The following is a 25,285-nucleotide window of genomic DNA, read 5'->3' on the forward strand; positions in this document are numbered from 1 at the left end:
AGGATAAACGTGTGTAAGTGACGATAACGTCAATTTTTAAATTAGCGCATGACCATAACGGTGTGGGGGGATTATAGCAAGCCGAGGCGTTTTTTAAGTGTGTGTTTTTGAGCGTCAGTAAGGGGCGTAGCTTGTCCTGATTTAATCAAACGATTCCATTGTTTCCATGACTTTATAGCTTCACCAACATGGTCCCGGGTAAGGTATTGCTGGATTTCTACACGAAAAGAGTTGGATATCGCTGCAGGGTTGGCTTTTCCAAAGGTTCGCAGCCGGATAAGTGTGCGTTTAAACTTCTCTGCTAGCTTTGAGTTGTCCGAGCTGTTTGCCATTATATTAGTTAGGCACTTTAAATACTCATAATAGTATTCGACCTTTTCATGGCTGGTTTCACGAGTTAATCGAATGACTTTTGAATACGCTTGTTCAGCAGTAGGCCAATCGTTTAATTGCATACTGATTTGAGCAAGTCGAAGAGCGCGTTCTGTAGAGCGTGGAGAGACTTCTAAAACGCTGATCATAGCCGCTTGAGCATCTTCTAGATTGCCTAAATCTTCGTGTGCGTCGGCAAGTAAATCATAAGCGGATAAATAATGACGGCTTAAAGCAATCGTGTGTTCTAGCTTTTTTATAGCGGCAGCAACTGTGCCGAGTTTGAGTTCACATAATGCAATGCCGTAATGTGCCCAAGCTAGGTTTTTGCTTTTTTGAATGATAAGCATGTAGTGGCTTTTGGCATCTTTGTATCGACCTCTAGCATAGAGTGATTCGCCAATGATTTTTAAACATTGACTAGCAAAATGAGGGTATTGCAGCATGACTGCTTTGGCTTGCGCTTCCATTTTTTCAAAATCATTTTCCTTTCTAGCAGTATTAATGCTTTCGAAAGTTTTCTTTTGTTTTTGTACTCGCTCGAAACGACGAAAAAAAGCCGCTGGTGGGAAGGGTTTAACAAGATAGCTATCTGGTTGATATTCCAGCACGCTGACAACACTTTCATATGCTGTGTCGGCAGTAATCATGATAAAAATAGTAGAATGGTCTTGGGAGTAGTTCTTACGAGATGTCTCTAAAATTTGCTGGCCGTCAATGCTGCCGCCAAGATTATAGTCTGACAACACGACATCATAAGGTCTTTCTAGAATTCGCTTGATAGCAGATTGTCCAGAAGGTTCCACGTCTATATTAGAATAGCCCATTGACGTCATTAAGGACTTCAGCATGAGTCGCATCTCACCGATATCTTCGATGATCAAAACACGCTTTTTTGATAGGTCGATAAGTCCTTGATGGATATCGTTTGTGTTTTCAACGCCAAGGGCGATTACATCTGTCAAAGGTACTACCTGACTTTAATGAACTTGCAATAAGTCTAATGCCTTATTTATATCACTTGAAAAACGAAAAAACTTATAGTGATCGTAATTTTATAGCTCAAGTCTGGAGATTTTCGTTTTTTTTTATTTAATATCAATGGGGTAAGAGATATTTAGATTTGTTACAGAATGTAATTTATAAGGGGCATTTATCTAATAATAAGACTTTTTTGGGAAATTGAACTTTTCTGTGATCATCAGAGTTGGCGTAAGAAACGACAGTAGCTTCTTACGCCAATTATTTATAGGCCAAGCTTTCTTTTCAAAGTGAGTTCTTGATCATGCGAAATCGATGAGGCTTTCCCTGATAGTATTAATTGTTTCCATTGCTTCCATGATTTAATAGCATCATTTTTACGCTCACGATGAAGATGTTGCTGAACTTCCACACGAAAGGAGTTTGAGACAACAATAGGGTCGTCTTTTCCTAACATACGTAATCTTGTCAATGAGCGTTTAAGCTTTTCAGCAGTTTGTGGTGCTTGATCGTCATTTTCTTGTATCGCAATGAGGCATTTTAAATGCTCATAATAATATTCTATTTTCTCATGTTGAGTGTCTTTGGTTAAACGAATGACTCGTGAATAAGCTTGCTCTGCCATTTTCCAATCTTTTAGTCGAACGCTAATCTTTCCAAGTTTTTTTGTTCTTGCTAGAGATCTAGGAGTTATCTCTAGGCTTGCTATCATTGCTTTTTGAGCTTCTTTTAAGTTGCCTAGCCTTTCTTGTGTATTAGCAAGAGTGTCATACGCAGGTAAAAAATGACGGGTGATGCTGATCGTTTTTTCTAAGCTTTTCACTGCAGATAATGGTTGTTCTAAGCCTAAATCACACTGGGCAATCCCGAAGTGAGCCCAAGATGTCTCCTGATTGTGTTTGAGTACTCGCATGTAATGTATCTTTGCTGCTTTGTATTCTTTTCTGGATAGCAATGATTCGCCAATAACTTTTAGACATAAACTGCTGTATTGAGGGTGTTTGATCATGATGGCTTTGGCCTTACTCTCCATCATCTCAAAATTCATTTTACCTCGATGTTCATCCACCTCAGAAAATATATTTTTTTGTAGCTTAATGCGACTGAGTCGTCTGTGTAGAGTCGCAGGAGTAAATGGTTTCACCATATAGCTATCGGGGCGATGCTCTATTGCGCTGACGACACTGTCATAGCCTGTATCGGCGGTAATCATGATGAAAATAGTAGAATGACTTAAAATGTTATTTCTTCGTGAGGTTTCTAAAACCTGTTGGCCATTAATGCGGCCACCAAGGTTATAGTCAGAAAGGATAATGTCGAAATGTTTAGCTGCAATGCGCTTGAGTGCACTCTGCCCAGAGGCTTCAGCTTCTATATTTGTGTAGCCTAATGAGAGCATCATTGATCTCAGCATTAGGCGCATTTCATTCATGTCTTCAATGATTAGTACCGATTTTTTTGTAGTATCTTCTACGCTATTTTTCTTACTATCCTCTGCTGAGCTAATATCTGTCACTGTTTAACTTTCCCGGCCTGATCTATTACAAAACAATTAATAAAATTACAAATGGTTACATTCGCGTTTTATACCATGCTTGGCTGAGTCGCCCTAGTGTTTTCAGGTTGATTTAACTAGGAAAAGTTGTAAGTAATAAGGAAGTCATATTTTTAGGGCATCTCACTTATTGCTCAATGCATTAAGTTCGCCGTCAATACAAAAATATCCATATAGCCTTGGTCACCATCGATTGGTTTAATGGGCTGAGCACTGTGAAAAAACTTACGGTCGTTCAGAACGACAAACTCCCCTTTATCAAAATCATGGCTAATGAGTGCTGGGCTGTTTCTATCTAGGTGAATATTGATATTGCCGCCTTCAATATTATGACGTTGCATTACATAAATACCGATGCGATCAAAGCCATCCTGATGAATTCCTTCTGGCGCCACTTCAGCGACCTTATGATCAGCAAAAATACGTAATTGATGTACTTCGATAGGGGTGCTATCAACCACACTAGCCATTTTCTGAAAGTGTTCAAATAATTCCACAAAGGCTGGGTCTACGACTATTCTGTCGTCAATTTCTTCATAACTGCGTACAACGTTGCCTTGGAAGTGGTTGATGTTTTCATCTTGGACAAACGCTTGTGAAGGCAAACGCTTTAGCAGCCCTTGCTCAAGTGTAAAGCGAGAATAACGACGTAAACGGAACTCACCATCAGCGTAAGGATTTGGCGGTAAATGATCAAAAGAAGGCGTTAGGTGATCAACGCTATCTGGGGTTAGTTGTCCCAACTCAAGGTAGAAAGATTCTGTTTTAACTTTGTTGGTGATCATGACATTTATCCTCAGTATGTTCGTTGGCAGATTATGCGCAACGACGTTCTTATTTTTGTTGTGCTTCGTGAGCTTGCTTTCTAGTGTAGTTGGATTGTGGGAGAATTTTTCTGCTTTTTATGTGTTAAAAAGCAGTTTTATGGGTTTTATAATTCTTTTTAATCTATTTTTGTGCATTATTTATCTAATTTTGAAAAACGATGTATGTACTTCTATGAATGAATGCTTTCCTAAAGAGAAGGTATATTGCTAGGTGAAAATAGTTGTCTTTGATAATAGGATTATCCCGATAGCAAGCATGTTAATTTTTTTCAGTGCGACTTTAGTCTTATGTTCTTCGTTTTGTATTGACCTTCAACAGCCATAGTTAAACACTGGGAAGAAATAATAATGAAAAGGAAGGAAAGAACGATGGTTTATTTCCAGTGGTGTGGTGTTGTAGGGCTTCTCGTAATTTTTATTTTAGGTTACATACAAGGCTCTGTTCCTCAAGCTTATGCTGGTGCAGGTCTTTTACTATGTGTCTTTTTAGTCTTGCCAAAACTAGTGCGAAGTACGTTTACTCCGAGCTCTAAAGAGGCCGATGCCGCCAAGGATAATGCATCAACTTCGTTTTCTGAAGTGAGTAAAACAGTTACTCGTGCCACATCAAAGATGGCCATGGGGGCGGCCGAAGTATCTCATTTTGTCGATACGTTAAGTAAAGACATACATCTTACCCATCATGATAGCGAACAGATTTCTCAAGCAGTAGAAACGCTGTCAGATACTGGATTGACGCTGTCGACTAACCTAGGTCAGCTAGCTCGTACTATGAGTGAAACGGCGCAATCGAGTAGAACAGCCCAAACAGCCTTGTCACAAAGTGCCGATCAGATCCATGAGCTCACAGGGAAAGTGCAAACCGCCAGTGAGCAATTAGCTTTATTAACCAAAAGTGCCGATGATATCGACAGTATTACAGCGGTTATTAAGGGCGTTTCTGAACAAACCAATCTATTAGCACTCAATGCCGCAATTGAAGCTGCTCGTGCAGGTGAGCAAGGTAGAGGCTTTGCGGTAGTGGCGGATGAAGTGCGAGCGCTAGCTGCTAAAAGTGCTAGTGCGTCAGAGCAAATCTCGAGTTTATTGACAGACGTACGTCGTAACAGCGAATTAACCAATCACGAAATGTCGTCATTAAAAGGCTTAACCGAATCTTTATCAACGACCTTGTTAGGAGAAACGCAGCGCTTTATTTCTTTAACGGAAGAGGTTCAAAATGCCTCTGCCGTATTGTCGGAAGTCGAAAGTGCAGGAGAGGAATTAGGCGCAGCCAGCACGCAGATAAATGGTTCTATTTCGCGTATTCGTCATTCTTTGCAAGATATTTCTCAGCGCAGCGATAAATTGTCAAAAGAAGCGTCAGGTTTAAGCAACGGAGCTGAAGTGGTTTTTAGGGAGCTAGACAAGGTTGATCAATCATTGTTCTTTTCTGAGTTACTTATGGTTGCCAAAACATCTGCACAAGCTATTGGTCAGCTATTTGAAGAGGCAATCAAAAAGGGTGATTTAACTCAGCAAGCGGTTTTTTCTAGAGACTACCGACCAGTCAATAATACTAATCCACAGAAATACAATACTTCCTATGATGCTTTTAGCGACCGTGCTTTTCCAGCTATTCAAGAAGCGGTTCTAGAAAAATATGAGCAGGTTATGTTTGCTGGTGCGGTGGATGTAAATGGCTACTTCCCAACTCATAACAAAAAATTTAGTCAGCCATTAAGTGGTGATTATGAAAAAGACTTGGTGAACAACCGCAGCAAACGTATTTTTAATGATGCCACTGGCAGCCGATGTGGTTCTCATACTGACAGTTTTTTACTGCAAACTTATAAACGTGATACGGGAGAAATTCTCCATGATCTTTCCGTGCCTATTTTTGTAAATGGTAAGCATTGGGGTGGTTTCCGCATGGGATTCAAATCTGCAGCTTCATCCTAATAGTGAAAGCTAGTAAAAAATCTCTACTTGGTATTTACCCAGTTGTGTAGACACAGATACGCTATAGTGACGGTCGTTATTACTTTATGGTGGTTATGACTGATGAGCAAACCGGAAAATGTTGAGAATGCAATTGTTGATAGGGAAAGAGTTGATAGTGGAATAAAAACATTCTTGCCTTTTTTGCGTCCATATCGACGTCATATAGTGTTGGCTTTGATCGCCTTAGTGGTCACCGCTGGAACCATGCTGAGCTTAGGCAAAGGCGTGCAGTTGCTTATTGATCAAGGTCTAGCATCTGGTTCAGAGGCTGGCTTGACTCATGCCTTGATGATTTTCATCGCTTTGGTATTTTTATTGGGTATTGGCAGTTTTTGTCGCTTTTACTTGGTGTCGTGGATAGGTGAGCGAGTGGTGGCCGACATTCGTCAAGCCGTGTTTGCGCATTTGCTCACTTTGTCGCCTTCCTTCTTTGAAGATAATTCTCCTAGTGAAATTCAATCCCGTATTACCTCTGATACCACGCTTTTACAAAGTGTGATTGGCTCTTCTTTGTCGATTGCCTTACGCAGCAGTTTGATGTTGATTGGTGGGATTTTATTCTTGCTGGTGATGCATTTTAAATTAACGCTTATTTTGCTGACCTGCGTACCTTTTGTGATTGTTCCCGTAGTGTATTTTGGCCGACGAGTGCGACGACTATCTCGTGATAGCCAAGATGAAGTAGCTAATGTGGGCCGCTATTTATCACAAGCATTGCGTCACATAAAAGTGGTACAAGCCTTTACCCACGAAAAGCATGATGCGCAACGTTTTTCAGCAACGGTTGATCGCGCCTTCAATGTAAGTGTGAAACGTATTCAGCAGCGCTCTTGGCTAACTCTGATGGTCATTTTGTTATCGATGAGTGGCATTGGGGTGATGTTGTGGTTTGGTGGTAAAGACGTCATCTCAGGGGCTATCAGTGCTGGTGATCTAGCAAGCTTCTTGTTTTATTCCATTATTGTCGCTGGCGCGGTTGGTGCCATTTCTGAAGTAATGGGCGAGTTGCAGCGCGCTGCGGGAGCAGCGGAGCGCATTATGGAATTGCTTAGTGCAAAAAGCGTTGTGGTAAGTGGTTCTACCGAATTTCCTTCTCAGCGTATGGCTGAAATTCGTCAAGGCGAAGAGGTCATCAAGTTTGATAATGTCGAGTTCCGTTATCCAACAAGACCTGATTATGCCGCGTTGAAGAATCTTTCTTTTTCTATCAAGCAGGGTGAAATGCTGGCTTTAGTTGGGCCATCAGGAGCCGGTAAATCTACCTTGTTTGAATTGTTGCTGCGTTTTTATGATCCTCAGCAAGGCGGTGTTTATTTGGCTGGTGAGAATATTAAAGAGTATTTCTTAGACGATCTGCGCCAGCACTTTGCTTTGGTTCCACAGGAAACGGTTCTCTTCGATCAAACAGTTTACGATAACTTGGGTTACGCCAATCGCAATGCCAGCAAGGAGTCTATTCAGTATGCTGCTTCGCAGGCGAATGCCCATGAGTTTATTGCTCGTTTGGATAAAGGCTATGAAACTCGTCTAGGAGAAGACGGCGTACGTTTGTCAGGTGGTCAAAGACAGCGTGTAGCGATTGCTCGGGCGATATTAAAAGACGCACCGATTTTGTTATTAGACGAAGCAACAAGTGCTTTAGATGCAGAAAGCGAAAACAAGGTTCAAGCCGTGCTTGAACCTTTGATGAAGGGTCGAACCACCTTGGTGATTGCCCATCGTTTGGCAACGGTATTGAACGCAGATCGAATTGTTGTGATGGATCAAGGGGAAATAATCGCCCAAGGAACGCATGTCGAATTACTCGAAACCTGTGCCTTGTATAAACGATTAGCCGACTTACAGTTTAATCAACATGATGACGCTCAATCTGATTAAAATTTACCAACAAATACTCCACGATAAGCGCAATGGAGTGTGTTGTCTGTAATGGATAATCCAGGAGTTTGGTAAAGCGTTTCTATGTTGTCGTTTTCTGTAGGTAACGGAATACTAAGTGGCGCATCGTCACTATAGAATACTATCCAAAAACTGCTGGAATGGTCGGCTGGTGTTAGTGTTAGCGCAATGAAGTGTCGGCTGTCATCAGCCCAGTCTTCTATCGTCATTGCTTCGCTTTGTTCGTTGAGCCAATGGATTTTATCTGACGACGTATGTTGATAAAGCGGATCATCTTCTAAATGAATTTCTGCCAAGATAGGGTAGGTTTTACGCAATGCCATAAGCGTTGAGATGGTATCTTGGATTGTCTTTCTCGCATGGCTTGTTTCGGTGTCTAGGTTTTGCCAAGTTTGCCACGCAATGACGTTATCTTGGCAATAGGCATTGTTGTTACCTTGTTGGCTATGGGACAGTTCGTCACCACCTAAAATATGTGGTGTGCCTTGGCTTAATAGCAGCGTTGCCATAAAACAAAGCTGCTGATTCAAGCGCTGTGCTTGAATATCTTTGTCGTCTGTTTCGCCTTCTGCACCAAAGTTTTGACTGATATTTTCACCATGACCATCACGGTTTTCTTCCATATTGGCAAGATTATGACGATGATGATAAGACACTAAATCCTTCATTGTATAGCCATCGTGGTAAGTGATGTAGTTAACCGAGTTTAGCGCGCTTTTTTTGCCTTTATGGAAGTAGTCTCTTGATCCCATAAGACGTGTGGCAAATTCTGGCACTAAGCCATCATCACCACGCCAGAAACGACGAATGGTGTCGCGATATTGGTCGTTGCATTCGAGAAACCCTTTAGGAAACTGCCCAACTTGATAACCGTTTGGACCAATGTCCCAAGGCTCCATGACAAGGCAAGTTTCGCTTAAAACAGGATCTTGAAGAATGGCTTGTAATAAAGGCGCTTGTGGCGTGAAATCGTGATTTGTGCGACCAAGATCCACACCTAAATCAAAGCGGAAACCATCGACGCCCATCACGTCAACCCAATAACGCATACTGTCGCAGATAAGACGAATGCTGGTGGGATTGTAGGTATCAACGCAGTTACCACAACCTGTGTAATTCAAATATTGACCATCTTGATGGCGATAGTAACGCGCATTGTCTAAGCCGCGATAACACACGCTGGATTGATCTAATTCACTTTCAGCTGTGTGGTTATACACCACGTCTAAAATCACCTCAAAACCTGCTTGGCGCAATCCATCAATCATTTGTTGGAACTCAACAATCGCGTCTTTTATGGCGTATGAAGGCTCGACGGCAAAAAAGCTAATCGGGTTGTATCCCCAGTAATTGTTGAGCTCCAATTGCTGTAAATGACGTTCTGTCATAAAGCTAAAGCAAGGCATTAATTGAATCGTAGTAATGTTAAGACTTTTTAAATGCTCGATGCCTGCGGAAGAAATGACACCAAGGTAAGTGCCTTGAAGCTCGCTCTCGATTGGCAGGTTTTTGCTAAAACCTTTGACATGTAATTCATACAAGGCACGACTAGACGGTGTGATTTTGGCTCTTGCAGGTCGATCTGATTTTACTTCAACGGTACGGACAATAGATTTAGGAACGCAATACGCTGAGTCTGTAGGATGCGATTGACCTTCTTTTGTTATCGCTGCTTGGTCTTCGTGCCAAACCAGTTTGGCACTTAACTCTTTTGCATAAGGGTCAATAAGCAGTTTTCGCTCATTGTAGAGCAACTGGAGTTCTGGTTTGAATTCGCCTTTGGCTCTAAGGCCATAATGCTGACCTTCTTTTAAACCAAGTACTTCCATGTACCAAATGCCCTTATTTTTATTAATAAATGGCAGGGGTTCTTGTTCATTATCTTCTTGATCAAATAAACACAAATACAGCTGAATAGCGTCTTCAGCGACAACGGCGAAATTAACACCGTTTTCAGTCACTGTGGCGCCTAGAGGAAAAGAGGAGCCATCGGAAATCTGGTGTGCTTGGTTCATTAATACCTCTAGATGCTATTTATGTTGCTGTTGTTATTACTAAATGCTGTTAATGCTAGCGATTAAGACTCGCCTAACCATTTTAATAAAACGCCAGCAAGTGGTGGTACTTGCAGTTCAATACTTTGATCACGGCCATGGCTGATAATAGTCTGTGTATCGTATTCTTTACTTTTAGCGAAGCCACTGCCGGTATAGCTTGTTTCATCCGTATCTATAATGACTTGGTAGCGACCTGCCTTAGGCACACCAATGCGGTAGTTTGCATGAGGTGCTGGCGTAAAGTTAATCACAGCGACCGCATGCTCATCACTGTCTTTGGCTTTACGTGCAAAGGCCAAAATACTGTTGGCGCTGTCATCGTAGCTGATCCATTCAAAGCCTTGATGGGAATGATCAAATTGCAAACTCGCTTCGTTTTGATAAAGATGATTTAGGTCTTTTGACAGTGTTTGCTGAGCTTTATGGAAATCGGTGTCTAACAAGTGCCAATCCAAAGAGCGTTCATGGCTCCATTCTTGACCTTGCGCAAACTCGTTACCCATGAAGTTGAGCTTCTTGCCAGGATGGAAATACATGTAAGCCGAAAATGCGCGTAAATTAGCGAATTTCTGCCAAGCATCTCCGGGCATTTTAGTGATCATCGAGCCTTTGCCATGTACTACTTCATCGTGAGAAATCGGTAAAACAAACTGCTCGTCAAAGGCGTAAACCATACTGAAGCTAAGTTCGCCTTGATGATGCTGGCGATAAATTGGATCTTTTTTAATGTAAGCTAGCGAGTCGTTCATCCAGCCCATATTCCATTTGAAACCAAAGCCCAAACCATTCATATAAGTTGGCTTAGACACACCTGGAAAGGCGGTAGATTCTTCCGCTACTGTAAAGCAGCGCGGATGATTCAAATACACGGTTTCGTTTAAACGGCGTAAAAAATCAATGGCTTCGTAGTTATGATTGCCGCCGTCTTTGTTGGGAATCCATTCGCCGTCTTCACGGGAATAATCCAAGTACAACATTGAGGCCACGGCATCAACGCGCAAACCATCGATGTGGAATTCTTCTAACCAATAAACGGCATTACTGATTAGGTAATTCACTACATGCTCTTTACCAAAATCATAGATCAACGAATTCCATTCTGGATGCCAGCCTTTTTTAGGGTCTGGGTATTCGTACTGTTTGGAACCATCGAAGTTCGCCAAACCGTGGCTGTCGGCTGGAAAATGCGCAGGAACCCAATCCATGATCACGCCGATGTTGGCTTGATGAAGCGCATCGACAAGGGCTTTGAAATCTTCTGGTGTACCAAATCGAGATGTTACAGCATATAAACCGACAGGCTGATAGCCCCAAGATCCATCGAATGGGTATTCAGTAATCGGCAATAATTCGACGTGTGTGTAGCCCATTTCTTGAATATAAGGAACCAGCTGATCTTTGATCTCAAGATACGTCAACGGTTGATTGTCACCTTTGCGACGCCATGAACCTATGTGCAATTCATAAATGCTCATGGGTCTTTCATAGATGTCTTCGATAGAGCGTTTAACCCAAGCGTCGTCTTGCCATGCGTGCTTATTGTCAAAACAGGTTACGCTGGCAAAGGATGGATATTGTTCAATACGCTGTGCATATGGGTCGCTGCGATGAGGAAGAATCTCGCCGGATTTCGCGCGAATCTCGAACTTATAACGGGCACCGTGATTAACGTCAGGAATAAACAATCGCCAAATGCCATCGCCATTGCTCGACATTGGGTGAATGCGACCATCCCAAGCATTAAAGTCGCCAACCACAGACACAGAGCGTGCTGCTGGCGCATAAACCGCAAAGCGTGTGCCTTGAATGGTGAGTTTATCGTTTACCTTGGCACCAGCACGAATTGCACCTTGGCTTTTGTATTGATTTGCTTGATGGTGCTCTGGGTCGACAAAGGTCGTATTAGGGAACTGGTATGGGTCGACCAGCGTATAAGTGCTTTTGTCTTTATAAGTAATTTCAAGACGATAATGAAAGCGCGTGTTTTCTTTTGGCCATTCGGCGTGAAACAGGCCTTTATCATTGGTCTCGCTCATTGTGGCGAGCACTTTGTCTGATTCTATGGCTAATACACGAATAGAGATCGCTTCCGGTTGCCAAACAAGTAGCGACAAACCTTTTTTAGAAGGTGATGTTTGTAGTCCTAAACAGCCAAATGGGTCTGAACAATGAGCATTCAGCACATCGTTAATTAGGGCATTTTTTATTAAATCCATTCACTTCTCCAGCAAGAGTGAGTGTGTTAACTCGATGAGTGTTGGTGCTGATGACTGTGAAGTTTGCTCACTGCCCAACGCAAATATTGGTTTACTTTATTTGGTGTTATTTGTGCAAATTCATCCAATGCGGCTTCTGCCCAGCTTTCTTCCGGGTGTTCTGCTTGATGTTGCTTGGCGTGATCCAAAGCGGCTTGGGAAACTAGCACAGGCAAGTTGATTTCTTGATCAAACTTGCAGTTTTTATGTTGCTGGCAAAACTGTATGAAGGCATACAAACCTTCAAAAATAAGGCTCTTATACCAGCTTGGATGAATATCTGATGTTAAGGTTTCAATCAGCAGGGCAAAGGTGTCTTCACCTGGTGTCATTGAACTTAGCGCACGTTTGCAATCCAGCGCGGTATTACTCTGAGAATCACCAAACACAATGGTATTTGCATGACTTAAGCTTCCCCAGAGTTGCAATAACATAGATTCTGGGAGCTTAGTGATCATACCTTGCTCAGAACGCCAGTCAAACCAGTCAACATCTTTCATCTTACTTTGTGCATCGGTACTGTTGTGATAACGCATATTATTTGCCACATGTGCGTATTCATCGTGCTTCTGTTGTAACACTTGAGTGAGTGCTTCGTAAAGCTCACTAGGGGAGACCTTAGATAATGTGTCAAAAACTGGTGCATCGTCTTCTGGATCAAATTGTCGAGCGCAAAGCATGGCCAAATTGTGAATACGAATAGTACGAACACCTGAGAAAAACTCAGGGTGTACTTTAATTAGCGTACCCGCGATAGCAATTAACTCATGGCAAATAACTAGACCAATCGGCGATGACGAGACACTTCTCAGCATGTCTAAAATGGCATCTTGATGCAGTGGTGAACTGATATCGACTTCCGTTTCCGGCGTTTCACCTATCACCAACAAGCGCTGACGAACGGTAATGTCGGCAATGTAGGTTGCAAGATCCGTTGATGGTTTCAAGATCAAAGAATACAGTATTCGTGCAGGGCGCCAATTTTCTGATAATAGCGCTTGAAGGTAGACACTATTCAATACTTTATAAGCTGTAATTGCAGGTGTTGAGCCTGGTATGGTACTCATTAATGCGCGACGACCACCAAGCTCCATTAAGCAATCTACCGCTTCGTCTAAGCTAGGTTGATCTACTAGGCGAGCAAGCAGAGCATCGGTTTCGGCTGCTTTAAGGCTAGCAGTATCGTAGGCTTTTGGCTTGTCAGCTAAAGGCCAAAGGGTATTGTGAACCGGTAGTTTGGTTTCTAACTGTTTATGGTCAAGTGAGCTAATTATAATGGCGCGACGATTTCCTGATTTAAAGGCATTCTTAGCAGATTGAGGAATTACACGGAATTCTTCGTGCTCACGTTTTTGCAGTAAGCGAATAAATTCAAACAGTTCATCGCTGCCTTTCATCTCACTCATTGCTTCATCTATGAGAATGCTGAAAACAGCATTGGCTTGATAATACCAATGATTGGCGATGGTTTTTAATTCGTTACGAATGTGTGCTTGGAATAGGCTAGGATCAATTTTTCGATAGTCTTTGTCTTCATTTTGAATCCAAGACAAACACAAATAACTTTCGTCATTGATACTAAATGCCTGAGAGGTTGCCAAGCTATTCAACGCACGATTAGGGCGACCAGTAAGGCCCAGTGTCTCGGAAGCACCAAGATGACGGTAGGTTTCAACCAATTGATCGGCACTAATGGCTTTTAGTGGCGCAATGTCTTCAAGTGTTTGGCAAAGACATCCAGCGTTTAGTAGCTTTTGTTTGACCTTGTCATTTTGTGCCAAGATAACCATGGATGTGGTGACTTTGTTTGGTCGGTGCTGGACTCGATGTAAACCAAGAGGATCGAGATCATCAGTGGTGATCAGCTCTTCATCGAGCATTTTACCGACTAAAAATAAACTTTGTGCCCAAACCAAAGGTAGGTTGTCATTGGGAACACGTTTTTGAGATCCAGGCTTTTCTTTCTCCGCTAAAATATTTTCTTGCGGCACATAATAAAGTTCTGGCAGCAGCATCTGACCGTCTTTTTCGACCATTAACGATTCGAGTTTATGACGGTAGAAGTTAGCGCTTTCCCAATCTCGGGCAAATAAACGATCGATATAAAGATAAGTGAAAAACAGCGGCCATTCGGACTCAATATGTTCGAAATTAATCAACTCATCGTATTCGTAATAGATTCGGCTTTGATCTTCTAGCTCAGATTGGTGACCGTCTAATAAAAAGCGTTTACAGCCGTATTCGCCGCCCAACTTGCTAATGATTTCTTTGCGTGTCCGGCGAGTTAATTTTTCATCGTTTACCGCAAAGGCTGGAAAGCCAATGATACTGAGAATAGCGCTATCCACTTCTTTGGAGCGAGATTCCTTAGGTAGTAGCGATTGCAATACAGAACCCGCGCGAGCGACGGCATCAGCAAAGGAATGTACTACTGCCCACTCGGGACCCTCTTCACCAAATAAATTCAATCCGTCCATAGCTTCCATGGCGGCCTTTGCCATACCAACGGAGCTGGCGTTTATTTCGGCTTTGCCATTATTTACTTTATTGCCACGCTCCCAAATGCCGTAATCTGGGGTGCGATAAGTACGCGAAATATAATAAATAAGGTTTTGGATGAAGTTGAATTCGTCACGAGAAAAGATCAGCTTGCTGCCAGCTTTGGTCATTTGTGCCAACATCAATAAATAAAAGCTGGTGGCATCAATTTGTAAATGTCCCCAAGCGTCATCAGCGACGGCTTCTAAACCCGTTTTAGTATCGTATTTAGCGTGTAGCGCGTCTTTAGGGTCTAGGCTGTGCTTGAAGGCTTCTACTTTATGGGATTGACGCATCATGGCAAATAATAAGCCGCGCATCATTTTTATACAGGCGAATTCAAGTTCATTGGCACGCTTTTGAGGGTTGGAAGCGCGCTTATAGGCTAGATGTAAGGCCCATACGGCTTGAATACTGTAAACATTGTCTCGTACCCAAGCATCGGTGTAGTTACCGTGATTGTTAATGCTGGTGCTAGCAGGAAAAAGCCCTGTTACTGGGTGCTGGCGGGATAAGATAACCGCTTGGATGTGTTGATAAAGAGAATCTAGCTTATCTTGCGTATCAGACGCCATGTTCGATCCTTTATGAAACTCTGTTGTTTAAAGGCCTAAAGCTTAGTTCGTACTATAGTACTAATTAAGTCTAAAACCACTATACCCAAACATAATGTGACTCACCAAGAAGTTAAAGTACTAAAGAAGCTTCTTTTTTACTTAATTTTTAAAAATGTCGTGATTTCAATTAAGTCAGGCATTTATGCACAATTTTTGAGCAGAAAATATTGCTTAAGTGCAGTTTAAGGTGCGTTATTGAATGTTTTATGACGCAAGGACAAGATCTTAGAAAGGTGAAAGAGGTCATGGTTTTTTAAGTGCATGACCTCTTTTTATATTTATATAAAAAGAGGTATAAAACGCTAACAGTTAATAGTTAAGTACTGAACTGATGAACCAATTGACGCAATTGGCTGGCACAATCTTGTAGGTTGTTTACCGATGTTTGAATATCCGTGGAGTTGTGGTTGGTTTCTTCACAAATGTTCGCAATATTTTCTAGGGTTTGATTCACTGTTTGTGATGACTCAAATTGACGATCTGCGGCTTTACTAATGCTGCTGTTCAGTTTGGAAATAGAGAGCACGCCATTGGCAATCTGAGTAAACGCTTGCCCAGCCTGAGATGTTTGCTCTGCTCCTTGGTTAGCCGTGTTTCTGGCAGACTCCATGACTTCTACAGTATTGAGTGTTTGCTGAGTTAGTTGATCAATCAAACCTCCGATTTCAGTTGCTGCGAGTTGTGAACGCCGGGCAAGTTGACGCACTTCGTCAGCAACAACTGCAAAGCCGCGACCCTGTTCACCAGCACGAGCAGCTTCAATCGCTGCGTTCAGTGCTAGTAGGTTTGTCTGGTCTGCTACTTCAGCAATGATGCCTAGCCTGTCATTAATATGAGTAACGTCTTCTCGTAATTGTTGAATTTGTTTAGCTGCATCGCCTACTTCAACCGATAGTTGCTGAATATCTTGGTTAGCTTTATTCATAACACCAAGACCTTGTTTGGAATGCTGGCCAAGTTCTTGTGTTGTGTTGTTGGCTTGTTCAGCAATGGCAAGGGTATCCTCAACTGACGTCATTACGCTTTGCATCAGCTCTGTCGCTTTACCTGTATTGGATAATTGTCTGGCGACGCCTTGCGCTGTTTTGGTTGTCGAATTATTCGTTTGACCAACGATACTGTCTAAGGTTTCGCTGGAATGGCTGACATTGCGCACGATGGATTGGAAATCGTTCATCATGCTGTTGAACGCACGCGCCATTTCCCCCATTTCGTCTTGGCCAGTAAATTCAACACGTTGAGTAAGGTCACCCGAATGTTGTACCGACGTCATTGTCTTGCATAGAGAAGTCACACGGCTAGTAACCAAGTGAATAATGTACAAAGCGGTTCCGCCGACCAGTACAGTTAATAGACCAACGACAATGGCGTAATCTATTAAAGCTTTTAAGAAAAAGCTGAACACGGCATCCATAGACGCGGTAGCAATAATGGTAATGTTCCAAGGTGTGAACGTAGATGCGCTGGCAATCATTCGATGAGCTGCGCCATCGTTACCTTGATACTCAAATTCTATAGTTTGATAATTCTTTTTAGACGTCGATGGTTGTGACCTGTTTAGTTCGTCAGTTAGGGATGAAGGCGAAGTGCTACTTTTATAGTTTGCTGGAGCGCTAAGTAAAGTACGGCTGTTTTTGTTGATAATCCATAGGCTTTGTTGATCGCCATAACTGAATTCAGATAACAGTGTAATAGCTTGTTGCTTTGCTTGTTCTGCTGTTAATTCACCAGATATTTGTTTTTTATAGATAGGAGATAGTGTGGTGTTTACGATATCTAATATGTCTTGGGTTCTATCTTTTCTGGCGTCTACATGGCTGTTAAACAATGAAGAAAGAGATACGAGAATAAGTGCCGTGGTTCCCATGGACATTAGTCCAATAATAGCCCATAACTTGTAACGAATTTTTATGTCATTAATGCGATCCAGCATGTCGCCTCCGTTAGGTTGGTTTTGCGTATTTGACGCCAATAAATGGAGCTATTGAAATGGCTGCTTTGAGATAAAAAATGGCCATGATTCCTAGAGTAGTTGTTTTTCTATATATTGCCTAGTGGGTAAAATTGAGATGGGTCATTGTTTTTGTATTTAGATATTTAATTACTCGATGAACGTAGGTATAGAGAGATAGTGTTAAGTTATTTATTTATTTTTTTAGTTTCTTTTTTGTCAGCTACTATTTTGCCCTTGGGCTCAGAAGGTTTGTTGCTTTATTATGCAAATGACGCAACCTTGTCGGTATTTTATCTATGGATTTGGGCAAGTTTGGGGAATACATTAGGGGGGGTAACAAACTGGTTCTTAGGGCTATATTTGATTCGTTTCGAGCACAAAAAATGGTTTCCGATGAAGGCGCCCACTCGACAAAAAGCAGAACGTTTTTTTAATAAGTATGGTATTTGGAGCTTATTATTTACTTGGCTGCCTGTTGTTGGCGACGGGATTGCTTTAGTATCGGGAATGTTGCGTACACCTATTTGGTATTTTTTACCTTTGGTTTTGATTGGCAAAGCGGCTCGTTATGCCTTAATTTTGTGGGGACAGCACTTACTATTGACTCTGTAAGAGGTACGGATAAAAAAGTCCATGATAGTAAGCGCGAAGTTCTAATGATGTACATGGAGAATAGAATAATGGGAATGTCCAAAAAACTGATCGTAGTGATGGCAGGATTATCATTAGGTGCTTGCTCATCTCTGGACGATAAAAACACCTTTATGACCTATGGCGATTTGCAAGATAAAGTTCGTACTCATGATGAACAATGGCAAAACGTACAATCGAAATTGGATAGAATTGACGAGCTAGAAGCTGAAGTCGCAGCATTAAAGCAAGGTAAGGCTCTGCCAACCAAATCTGCAGCAATGTCAAATAACATGGCTGGTAATGGTATGTCGACTAGTGCAACTATGGCGGCTGTAAATGTTGCTCCTGCTGTTATGCAGGCACCTATAGACAGTCAAGGTAATGCTGATCCAATGACTATCGATCCAGAAGAAAACTTCGAGATGGATAGAGCGGCTCCTCCTGTTGTCGTTGCGCCGGTGATGGCAACAAAACAAACGACAGTGACTGGAGACGAATACGGTGTGCAAGTGGCTTCTTATGGTAATCGTGATGAAGCTGTTCGTGGTTGGAGAGTACTGCAGAAGTCCTATCCAACAGTTTTTAACGGTTTAGAGCCATTAGTGAATCAAAAAGAAGTCAATGGTCGTACTATGTATCAGCTTAAAGTAGGGCCATTTGTGAATAAAACATTTAGTTCAGACTTTTGTAAAATGTTAAAAGAAAAGGGCAAAGATTGCCTAGTTACGCAATATAATGGTGAGCCTTTCGCTAGCAACTAAATTTTTTAGTGAAATAAAAAAGGCGCGTTTTATTTCTGTAAACCAGAATATAAGACGCGCCTTTTTAGTTTGGAGCTAGGATAAGTTTAAATAAGTAACCTACATCAAAGGAAATGCAGAATCATAGATTTTGCCTTGACCATCTTCGATGGTGATTTCGCTTTTATATTTATCATCTTCTAATTTAATCAAACCTTGTTGTACAAAACTATCGATGATCATTAATGCCTGTTGTTTTACTTCTGGTGCATTCAATGGTGCGCGCATTTTACTGGCAATGAATTGCTCTGCTAGGCTGCGTACCAAGGGTTCATCTGCTTCAAGGTTGGCTGTAACAATCGCGTTGTACAACCAAAACTCAGGAATAGAAAGCTCCTCAATAGTTGGTGTGCCAATATCGGCAAGCTTGCTCGTTAGCGTTGCATTGAAGCTACCTTCAGGGAAAGTTCCACTGAAATCAGTGATGTTGAATTCTGGTTTCGCTGCAAGTAACTCACCAATATTATCTTGCATAAAAGCCAATATTACTTCGTAAACAGCATCTGACGAATGGGTTTGAGCTAGCAGGTTGTCAGAAAAGTTTTTGTAATCAATAAAGAATTTATTGCTCAGCTTGGTCAGCTCAGTGACTAAAGAAAGATCACTCGCTTTAAACTCTCCAAACATGGCATCTTTAATAAGATAACCAATTTCAATACTACCTAGTTGCGTTTCCTTATCTAAGCTAGAACCCATTTCAATATTTAGACCTGAAAGTTCAGTATCAGCACCTATATTAAGCTTTTCAAGGTTGAAGTCTGTTGTGCTGTCATAAAATCCACCTTGCATGATGGTGGCTAAGTTTGCGTTCAACTCAATAGACAGTGTGAATCCTTCTGCTTTAACTGGAGTATAACCGTCAACTATATCAATTTGATCTAAGGTGCCTTGGTAGATGAATCCTTGATCTGTCATTTCACCTTGGCCTGCGTAACCACTAAATTGAAATGTATTAGCTGGGTTACTAAAGGCAGGAATACTATCGGCTACTTTGAAGTTACCTGTAAAGCCGCCAAGCACAGAAAGCTCATATAAAGGCAGGTCTTCATTCCAGTCTATGAAGTTACGTTGTTTGTCACCTGTATAACTAATTTTAGTATCGTACAAACCAAATAAGCCTTGGCTTGCAAACAGTATAGGGCCGTAATGCGTATCAATAATGAGTTCGGCTTCAAGAACTCCTTCTTGAATTGTTGGATCGATTTGTGTGGTATCAAAAGTTACAAGCACTTTATTTTCAGAGCCGAACCACGCTAAATCTGTAGACACAATATTCGCTGTATAGCCTGGAGCTTTATTAATATTTGAGATCAGTTCCGCGACTTTTTCTTGATGCTTAGGAGCGATAAATTTAGGTGCTACTAAGCAAGCAGCAACAAGCGTGAAAACGAGCACGGAAAGTATTTTCTTCACTGGAAGTTCCTTTTCATAGGATGGGTTAAGGTGCGCGTATGATACAGACTAATTCTTATGAAACAAAATGAAGACGGATGTTTGTGAAGAAACTTAAAGAAAAGTTGGAGTGTTTGAAGTGTTTTGTTTTTTAAAAGGATTAATGCTCAGAAACATTAAGTTCTTATATAAAATTCACTATCCAGCGATACTGTGAAAGCTGGATAGTGATTTAAGTTAACTTATAACTGAAAGGGAATATAAAGAGCGATAGCTGGGAAAAAATATACAGCTAGCAAACAGCCAAGCATGATAAGTATAAAAGGCCAAACGCCCTGAATGACTTCCGAGGATTTCCCTCCAGACACCGATTGAATGACGAAGAGATTTAACCCAACGGGCGGTGTAATCAATGCGCACTCAATCATGATCACAAAGATGATAGCGAACCAAATTGGGTCGATACCTAACATGCCAAGCGATGGGTAAAGTACTGGCATCATGATCAATAGCATAGATACAGACTCAAGAAAGAAGCCCATAATTAGCAAGACAAAACACACTGCCGCTATGAACAAACCTACTTCAGATATATTCTCACTTACTAACATCGAAATATCTTGAGGAATTTGGTACAGAGTAATGGCTTTACCAAAGACTTTCGCGCCAGCAATGATAAGAAAAATCGTCACCGTATTTTTCATTGTGCTCATAGCTGCGGCTTTGAATTTCTCAAGGCTAAAGGTTCCCATCATGATGACAATAATCAGAGAAACCGCAACACCGACACCTGCAGATTCAGTTGGCGTGAATACACCAGTATAAATACCGCCAATGATGATGCTAGCTAGTAACAGCGTTGGTATTGCTCGTAAGCTGGCACTTTTGCGTTCAGCGCTAGTAGCCTTTTCACTTGGCGTGTAATCTTTGCTGAAGCGTGCGTAAAAAAAACAGTAAACAATGAAGCTACCTGCCATTAATAAACCGGGCACGATACCCGCTAAAAATAAATCGACAATGGATTCTTCGGTAATAACGCCATATACGATCATTGGAATAGAAGGCGGAATCAGGATACCTAAGGTACCGCCCGCGGCGATTAAACCGTATACGAATGGTTTGTTATAGCCTCGGTCAGTCATTTCTTTGATAGCTACGTTTCCTATGGTTGCCGCTGTAGCGACAGATGATCCAGAAATAGCCGAAAATATAGTACAAGAAGCGATTGTGGCAATGCCAAGACCGCCAGGCCAATGACCGACCCAAGATTGTACGGCTCTAAATAAGTCTTTGCCTATGCCACCTTGCAGCAAGATATTCGACATCAATAGAAACAGTGGAACAGATAATAAAATAAAGCTGTCGAAGGAAGAGTAAAGCGCTAGCGGCGCCATCATTGGTGAGAAGCCAGCTAATAACAGCATCCCTAAACCTAACCCACCTAAGGCAAAAGCAACAGGTACGCCGATTAACAACGCTAAGACCATGATAACCAGTAACAGGATAATCGTCATTATAGTGAAACCTCTTCGTGTTCTTGATAATCACCCGCGAACATCAAAAATATTTCCATGACGGCTTGTAATGTTAGTAACCCAAATCCAATAGGGATGGCTGATTTTGTTGTCCAAAGTGGTAGCCCCAGCATACTTGCTGATGCAGAGCCCATTTCAATGGATTCTTTTAATAGTTGATAACCATAAAAGGTAATAAATCCCGCGAAGAAGATGATCGATAATAGCGCGACGAAGTCAGACAGTTTTTTCGCTTTTTCACCCAGCATATTGGTTAGAAAATCGATGCGAATCAGTGCTTTGTTTTGCAATACCCAACTGGCGCCTAAACAGGTTGCCCAAATCTGACAAAGCAATGATATGTCTTCTGACCAGATAGTAGGTGCAGTAAATATATAACGGGCAACGACTTCATAAGTGATAATTGCAGCGATGAAAACAAACAGTGCTGCAGATAGCTGGCCGCATAATCGAATTACTCGGTAGTTTATACGAACCCAAAGAGCGGGGTGTTCTGCTCGCCAAGCTGACAAGTCCTGCTTTTTTTCTTCATGGTTGGACATAAGCCAATACTCCAAAAAACAACGAAATATCGCGGATGAAGGGCTCATCCGCGATATATTTTTATAAGCTTAAAGGTTTTCGGCAGCTTGAATGACTTTAAAACCGAGTGGACCAGAATTATCTAAGAAAGATTCTTTAACAGAGGTGGTCGCTTTACGCCAAGCGATGATGTCGTCATCAGTAAGATGAATCACCTTCATGTGTTTTTCAGCATCTACGATAGCATCGCTCTCGATTTTTTTGATTTTATCTCTTAGCTCAACTTCAACTTTACGAGCTGCATCAGACAGAATTTTTTGATTATCAGCAGATAAAGATTCCCATACTTTTTCATTGATAACAGTTAAGAACTCAATGTCAGCATGATTCGTTAGAGTAAGGTAATCCATTACTTGGTAAAGCTTACGTGGGCCAACCGCAGATACGCCTGTCATGCCTGCATCTACTGTACCTCGTTGGTAGGCTAGGAATTGTTCAGAGCCAGATAGTGATGTTGGTGCGCCGCCTACTGCGTTAACAAATTCACCTAATGTTTTACCAAAAACACGAACTTTCATGCCTTTCATATCTTCTGGTAGTTCAATTGGTTTTTTCTTAGAAAGTAACGCTACGCCACCATAAGCTTGCCACCATAATGGACGCGTACCGGTTTTTAGAATGGCTTCATCCAGTAATTTGCGAACTTGGCTATCAGGGCGAGTTGCAGCTTCTACCTTGTCTTGAGAAGGAAACATGAAAGGCACATAAAAAACATCTACTGCTGGAATAGTTCCTGCAAGCTGAGAAAGACTCATCACACCCATCTCAATGGCGCCAGAACTCACTGCTTGGTGCACTTCGCTGTCTTTAAACAGTTGTGCAGAAGGATAAATTTTGATCTTAATATCACCATGGCTTTTTTCTTCTACTTCTTTTTTGAAGTCGACAAGGTTTTGACCAAGATGATGTTTAAGAGGTAATTGCAGCGAAATCCCTAACGTTGTTTCTGCTAATGTTGGCAAAGAAGCCATCAAAGTAGACGTTAATAAGCCAGTTTTTAGAAGGGTTTTATAATTCATGGTAAAGTCCTGTTTTCTTATTAATCATTATTTTTATAGTTTTATTACTGCTAGTTTTTTATTTTAGTGCTTTTCAATACGAGCTTTAAGATCAATGACACTTTGTGATAAAGGTCTTGTTTCAGTTCGTAAGCCTGCCTTGGCAACTTGTCCTGATATATCGTGTTCTAGTAATTCTGGTAGCTCGCGAGCCATGACTAATAAAGTAGTCAAATCTACACCCGTATCTAAACCGATGGATTCTAGCATGTGAACTAGGTCTTCTGTACAGATGTTACCTGTGGCTCCTGGTGCGTAAGGGCAACCGCCGATGCCACCTAATGACGCATCTAGTTGAGTGATACCAGCAGACAAACCAGCAAGCGCGTTCGCTAATCCCATACCGCGCGTGTTGTGTAAATGCAACGTCACATCGAGCGCTGGAAAAATATCGCGAACTTGCGAACATAACTCATAGACTTGTCTTGGTGATGCCATACCTGTTGTGTCAGCAATCGAAATACTCTGAATGCCAATATCAATATATTGATGAATGACTTTGATTACACGCTCAGGAGCGATAATGCCTTCAAAAGGGCAGCCAAATGAAGTGGCTAATGAAGCATTAATTCGAGTGCTACTGCCTTTCATTAACTCGCAAATACGTATGAACTGCGCCAATGACTGCTCACATGACATACGCATGTTCGAAAGGTTATGCGATTCACTCACCGACATAACCAGGTTTACTTCATCCGCCTTGGTCGCCAGTGCACGCTCTGCGCCTTTTTCATTGGGAACCAGTGTCACATAAGTGACTTTGGGATTACGCGTAATGCTATTCATGACTTCTTCAGCATCACGCAGATTAGGAATTGCCTTTGGCGATACAAAAGAGGTGACTTCGATTTTATTTAAACCAAGTAAAGATAGGCGGTCGATGATCTCGATTTTCTTATCTGTTGGTATAAAAAGCGCTTCGCTCTGAAAACCATCGCGAGTCGCCACTTCGTTAATTCGTACCTTGGTTGGTAGATTCTGCATGAACATAATAGGCTCCTAAATCACACCCTTGGCACGTAGCACGGCAAGCTTGTCTTTGTCGATTCCAACTGAGCCTAAAATTTCGTCTGTGTGCTCGCCCAGTTTTGGCCCTAGCCACTGAGTTTTGCCAGGTGTTAGGCTTAATTTTGGCACTATGCCAGGAAGTGATATTTTATCGTCACCAGAAAGCGGATGTTCAACAATCATTTCTCGGGCATGAAAGTGTGGGTCGTTAAAAATATCTTCCGCATTGTTTATGCCGCTAGACGGCACGGCGGCTTCTTCTAAAATAGCAAGCGCATCTTTAAGAGAATGCTGAGATGTCCAAGCTTGAATTGCTTCATCTAGTTCGTCGGAGCGTTTAGCTCGACCGTCATTTTGCGCTAACTCTGGATCGTTTGCTAAATCTGGTCGTTCCATTGCATTCATTAAACGCTTGAAAATACTGTCGCTGTTAGCGGCAATAACAATGTAGCGTTCGTCTTTGCTCATATAAGAACCAGATGGTGCAATGCCCGGCATACTGGCGCCAGTACGTTCTCGTATAAAACCGAACATACCGTATTCAGGGATCAAACTTTCCATCACACCGAATACAGATTCGTATAAGGCTACATCGATAAACTGCCCAGTGCCTTTATTTACTTTTAAGTGATGCATCGCCATCATGGCACCGATTACGCCGTAAAGTGATGCAAGTGTGTCGCCAATGCTGACACCCACTCGAACCGGAGGTCTATCTGGATAACCAACAAGGTGACGTAAGCCACCAATGGATTCTGCAATCGCAGCAAAACCAGGACGCGAAGAATAAGGCCCATCCTGACCATAACCCGAAACACGTAACATGATGAGTTCTGGTTTAATAGCAGATAATTGCTCCCAACCAAGATTCCATTTTTCTAAGGTGCCAGGACGGAAGTTTTCGATGACTATGTCGACGTCTTTTACCAAGTCATGGATGATGGCTTGGGCATCCGCCGATTTAAGATCGAGTGTAATAGATTTTTTATTGCGGCTTTGTGAGTACCACCAAAGAGAAGTGTCTTTGTACATTTTGCGCCATTTGCGCAATGGATCACCGCTTCCGGGAGGTTCAACCTTAATTACTTCTGCGCCGAATTGAGCAAAAATGCTGCCAGCATAGGGACCGGCGATGAGAGATCCCAGTTCTAAAACGCGTACGCCCTTTAAAGGTAATTCGGTTTCATTTTTAGAATTTGTGTTAGATGACGAGTCGCGTTGGCTCATTCTCGTTTCCCT

Annotated in this window: 17 protein-coding genes; 4 read left to right on the top strand and 13 right to left on the bottom strand. The window is 41.9% G+C overall.

What is annotated here, in order from left to right; all coding sequences use genetic code 11:
* Positions 1-71 precede the first annotated feature (71 nt).
* From TY87_RS13190 to TY87_RS13200, 3 genes are all read right to left on the bottom strand, one after another.
* On the bottom strand, positions 72-1,337 hold the full coding sequence (locus TY87_RS13190) for a response regulator (RefSeq protein WP_100187426.1): 1,266 nt from the start codon (positions 1,335-1,337) through the stop codon (positions 72-74).
* A 281-nt stretch (positions 1,338-1,618) separates the two neighbouring features.
* Positions 1,619-2,869 carry a response regulator gene (locus tag TY87_RS13195; protein WP_100187427.1) on the bottom strand — a complete coding sequence of 417 codons (1,251 nt, stop codon included), beginning with the start codon at positions 2,867-2,869 and terminating at the stop codon, positions 1,619-1,621.
* A gap of 173 nt (positions 2,870-3,042) precedes the next feature.
* Positions 3,043-3,693 carry a 2OG-Fe dioxygenase family protein gene (locus tag TY87_RS13200; protein ID WP_100187428.1) on the bottom strand — a complete coding sequence of 217 codons (651 nt, stop codon included), beginning with the start codon at positions 3,691-3,693 and terminating at the stop codon, positions 3,043-3,045.
* Between the two features lie 411 nt (positions 3,694-4,104).
* Between TY87_RS13200 and TY87_RS13205 the strand changes: the two genes are divergently transcribed.
* Both TY87_RS13205 and TY87_RS13210 read left to right on the top strand, forming a co-directional pair.
* On the top strand, positions 4,105-5,676 hold the full coding sequence (locus TY87_RS13205; protein WP_100187429.1) for a methyl-accepting chemotaxis protein: 1,572 nt from the start codon (positions 4,105-4,107) through the stop codon (positions 5,674-5,676).
* Between the two features lie 102 nt (positions 5,677-5,778).
* A complete protein-coding gene (locus TY87_RS13210) occupies positions 5,779-7,596 on the top strand; it encodes an ABC transporter transmembrane domain-containing protein (RefSeq protein ID WP_100187430.1) in 1,818 nt (605 codons plus the stop codon).
* On the opposite strand, the gene glgX is transcribed toward TY87_RS13210, so the two are convergent.
* The 4 genes from glgX to TY87_RS13230 all read right to left on the bottom strand — a co-directional run bounded on the left by glgX (position 7,593) and on the right by TY87_RS13230 (position 17,017).
* On the bottom strand, positions 7,593-9,632 hold the full coding sequence (gene glgX, locus TY87_RS13215; RefSeq protein ID WP_100187431.1) for a glycogen debranching protein GlgX: 2,040 nt from the start codon (positions 9,630-9,632) through the stop codon (positions 7,593-7,595). The genes TY87_RS13210 and glgX overlap by 4 nt on opposite strands.
* Positions 9,633-9,694: 62 nt before the next feature.
* Positions 9,695-11,890, bottom strand: coding sequence for a 1,4-alpha-glucan branching protein GlgB (gene glgB / locus TY87_RS13220; protein ID WP_100187432.1), 2,196 nt, complete (start codon positions 11,888-11,890; stop codon positions 9,695-9,697).
* A 26-nt stretch (positions 11,891-11,916) separates the two neighbouring features.
* On the bottom strand, positions 11,917-15,042 hold the full coding sequence (locus tag TY87_RS13225; RefSeq protein ID WP_100187433.1) for a glycoside hydrolase family 15 protein: 3,126 nt from the start codon (positions 15,040-15,042) through the stop codon (positions 11,917-11,919).
* Between the two features lie 358 nt (positions 15,043-15,400).
* Entirely contained in the window at positions 15,401-17,017 is a 1,617-nt protein-coding gene (locus tag TY87_RS13230; protein ID WP_100187434.1) for a methyl-accepting chemotaxis protein, read from the bottom strand.
* A gap of 234 nt (positions 17,018-17,251) precedes the next feature.
* On the opposite strand from TY87_RS13230, the gene TY87_RS13235 reads away from it, so the two are divergent.
* Together TY87_RS13235 and TY87_RS13240 are read left to right on the top strand one after the other, a co-directional pair.
* A complete protein-coding gene (locus tag TY87_RS13235) occupies positions 17,252-17,650 on the top strand; it encodes a YqaA family protein (protein ID WP_232617137.1) in 399 nt (132 codons plus the stop codon).
* A gap of 68 nt (positions 17,651-17,718) precedes the next feature.
* Positions 17,719-18,432 (top strand): SPOR domain-containing protein, encoded by a 714-nt coding sequence (locus TY87_RS13240; RefSeq protein WP_100187436.1) that lies wholly within the window; start codon positions 17,719-17,721, stop codon positions 18,430-18,432.
* Positions 18,433-18,531: 99 nt separating this feature from the next.
* Here the strand turns inward: TY87_RS13240 and TY87_RS13245 are convergent, their stop codons facing one another.
* The 6 genes from TY87_RS13245 to TY87_RS13270 all read right to left on the bottom strand — a co-directional run bounded on the left by TY87_RS13245 (position 18,532) and on the right by TY87_RS13270 (position 25,273).
* Positions 18,532-19,884 (bottom strand): YdgA family protein, encoded by a 1,353-nt coding sequence (locus TY87_RS13245; protein ID WP_100187437.1) that lies wholly within the window; start codon positions 19,882-19,884, stop codon positions 18,532-18,534.
* Positions 19,885-20,105: 221 nt separating this feature from the next.
* Positions 20,106-21,377, bottom strand: coding sequence for a TRAP transporter large permease (locus TY87_RS13250; RefSeq protein ID WP_012069183.1), 1,272 nt, complete (start codon positions 21,375-21,377; stop codon positions 20,106-20,108).
* Positions 21,377-21,940, bottom strand: coding sequence for a TRAP transporter small permease (locus tag TY87_RS13255; protein WP_012069184.1), 564 nt, complete (start codon positions 21,938-21,940; stop codon positions 21,377-21,379). The genes TY87_RS13250 and TY87_RS13255 overlap by 1 nt, the downstream gene beginning before the upstream one ends.
* A 69-nt stretch (positions 21,941-22,009) precedes the next feature.
* Entirely contained in the window at positions 22,010-22,999 is a 990-nt protein-coding gene (locus TY87_RS13260; RefSeq protein WP_012069185.1) for a TRAP transporter substrate-binding protein, read from the bottom strand.
* A gap of 63 nt (positions 23,000-23,062) precedes the next feature.
* The gene (locus TY87_RS13265; protein WP_012069186.1) at positions 23,063-24,028 is read right to left on the bottom strand and encodes a hydroxymethylglutaryl-CoA lyase; all 966 of its coding nucleotides are present in this window, start codon (positions 24,026-24,028) and stop codon (positions 23,063-23,065) included.
* A 9-nt stretch (positions 24,029-24,037) separates the two neighbouring features.
* Positions 24,038-25,273, bottom strand: a complete 1,236-nt coding sequence (locus TY87_RS13270; protein WP_100187438.1) for a CaiB/BaiF CoA transferase family protein — start codon at positions 25,271-25,273, stop codon at positions 24,038-24,040.
* Between the last annotated feature and the right edge of the window lie 12 nt (positions 25,274-25,285).

Origin of the sequence: Marinomonas sp. BSi20584 (genome assembly GCF_002792415.1) — a bacterium.
Classification (GTDB): Bacteria; Pseudomonadota; Gammaproteobacteria; order Pseudomonadales; family Marinomonadaceae; genus Marinomonas; species Marinomonas polaris.

Bases quoted from the DNA above. Each gene is read 5' to 3' on its own strand.
- TY87_RS13270 (WP_100187438.1), bottom strand. From the start codon at position 25,273: ATGAGCCAACGCGACTCGTCATCTAACACAAATTCTAAAAATGAAACC.
- TY87_RS13205 (WP_100187429.1), top strand. From the start codon at position 4,105: ATGGTTTATTTCCAGTGGTGTGGTGTTGTAGGGCTTCTCGTAATTTTT.
- TY87_RS13225 (WP_100187433.1), bottom strand. From the start codon at position 15,042: ATGGCGTCTGATACGCAAGATAAGCTAGATTCTCTTTATCAACACATC.
- TY87_RS13260 (WP_012069185.1), bottom strand. From the start codon at position 22,999: ATGAATTATAAAACCCTTCTAAAAACTGGCTTATTAACGTCTACTTTG.
- glgB (WP_100187432.1), bottom strand. From the start codon at position 11,890: ATGGATTTAATAAAAAATGCCCTAATTAACGATGTGCTGAATGCTCAT.
- glgX (WP_100187431.1), bottom strand. From the start codon at position 9,632: ATGAACCAAGCACACCAGATTTCCGATGGCTCCTCTTTTCCTCTAGGC.
- TY87_RS13200 (WP_100187428.1), bottom strand. From the start codon at position 3,693: ATGATCACCAACAAAGTTAAAACAGAATCTTTCTACCTTGAGTTGGGA.
- TY87_RS13210 (WP_100187430.1), top strand. From the start codon at position 5,779: ATGAGCAAACCGGAAAATGTTGAGAATGCAATTGTTGATAGGGAAAGA.
- TY87_RS13250 (WP_012069183.1), bottom strand. From the start codon at position 21,377: ATGACGATTATCCTGTTACTGGTTATCATGGTCTTAGCGTTGTTAATC.
- TY87_RS13255 (WP_012069184.1), bottom strand. From the start codon at position 21,940: ATGTCCAACCATGAAGAAAAAAAGCAGGACTTGTCAGCTTGGCGAGCA.
- TY87_RS13265 (WP_012069186.1), bottom strand. From the start codon at position 24,028: ATGTTCATGCAGAATCTACCAACCAAGGTACGAATTAACGAAGTGGCG.
- TY87_RS13240 (WP_100187436.1), top strand. From the start codon at position 17,719: ATGGGAATGTCCAAAAAACTGATCGTAGTGATGGCAGGATTATCATTA.
- TY87_RS13230 (WP_100187434.1), bottom strand. From the start codon at position 17,017: ATGCTGGATCGCATTAATGACATAAAAATTCGTTACAAGTTATGGGCT.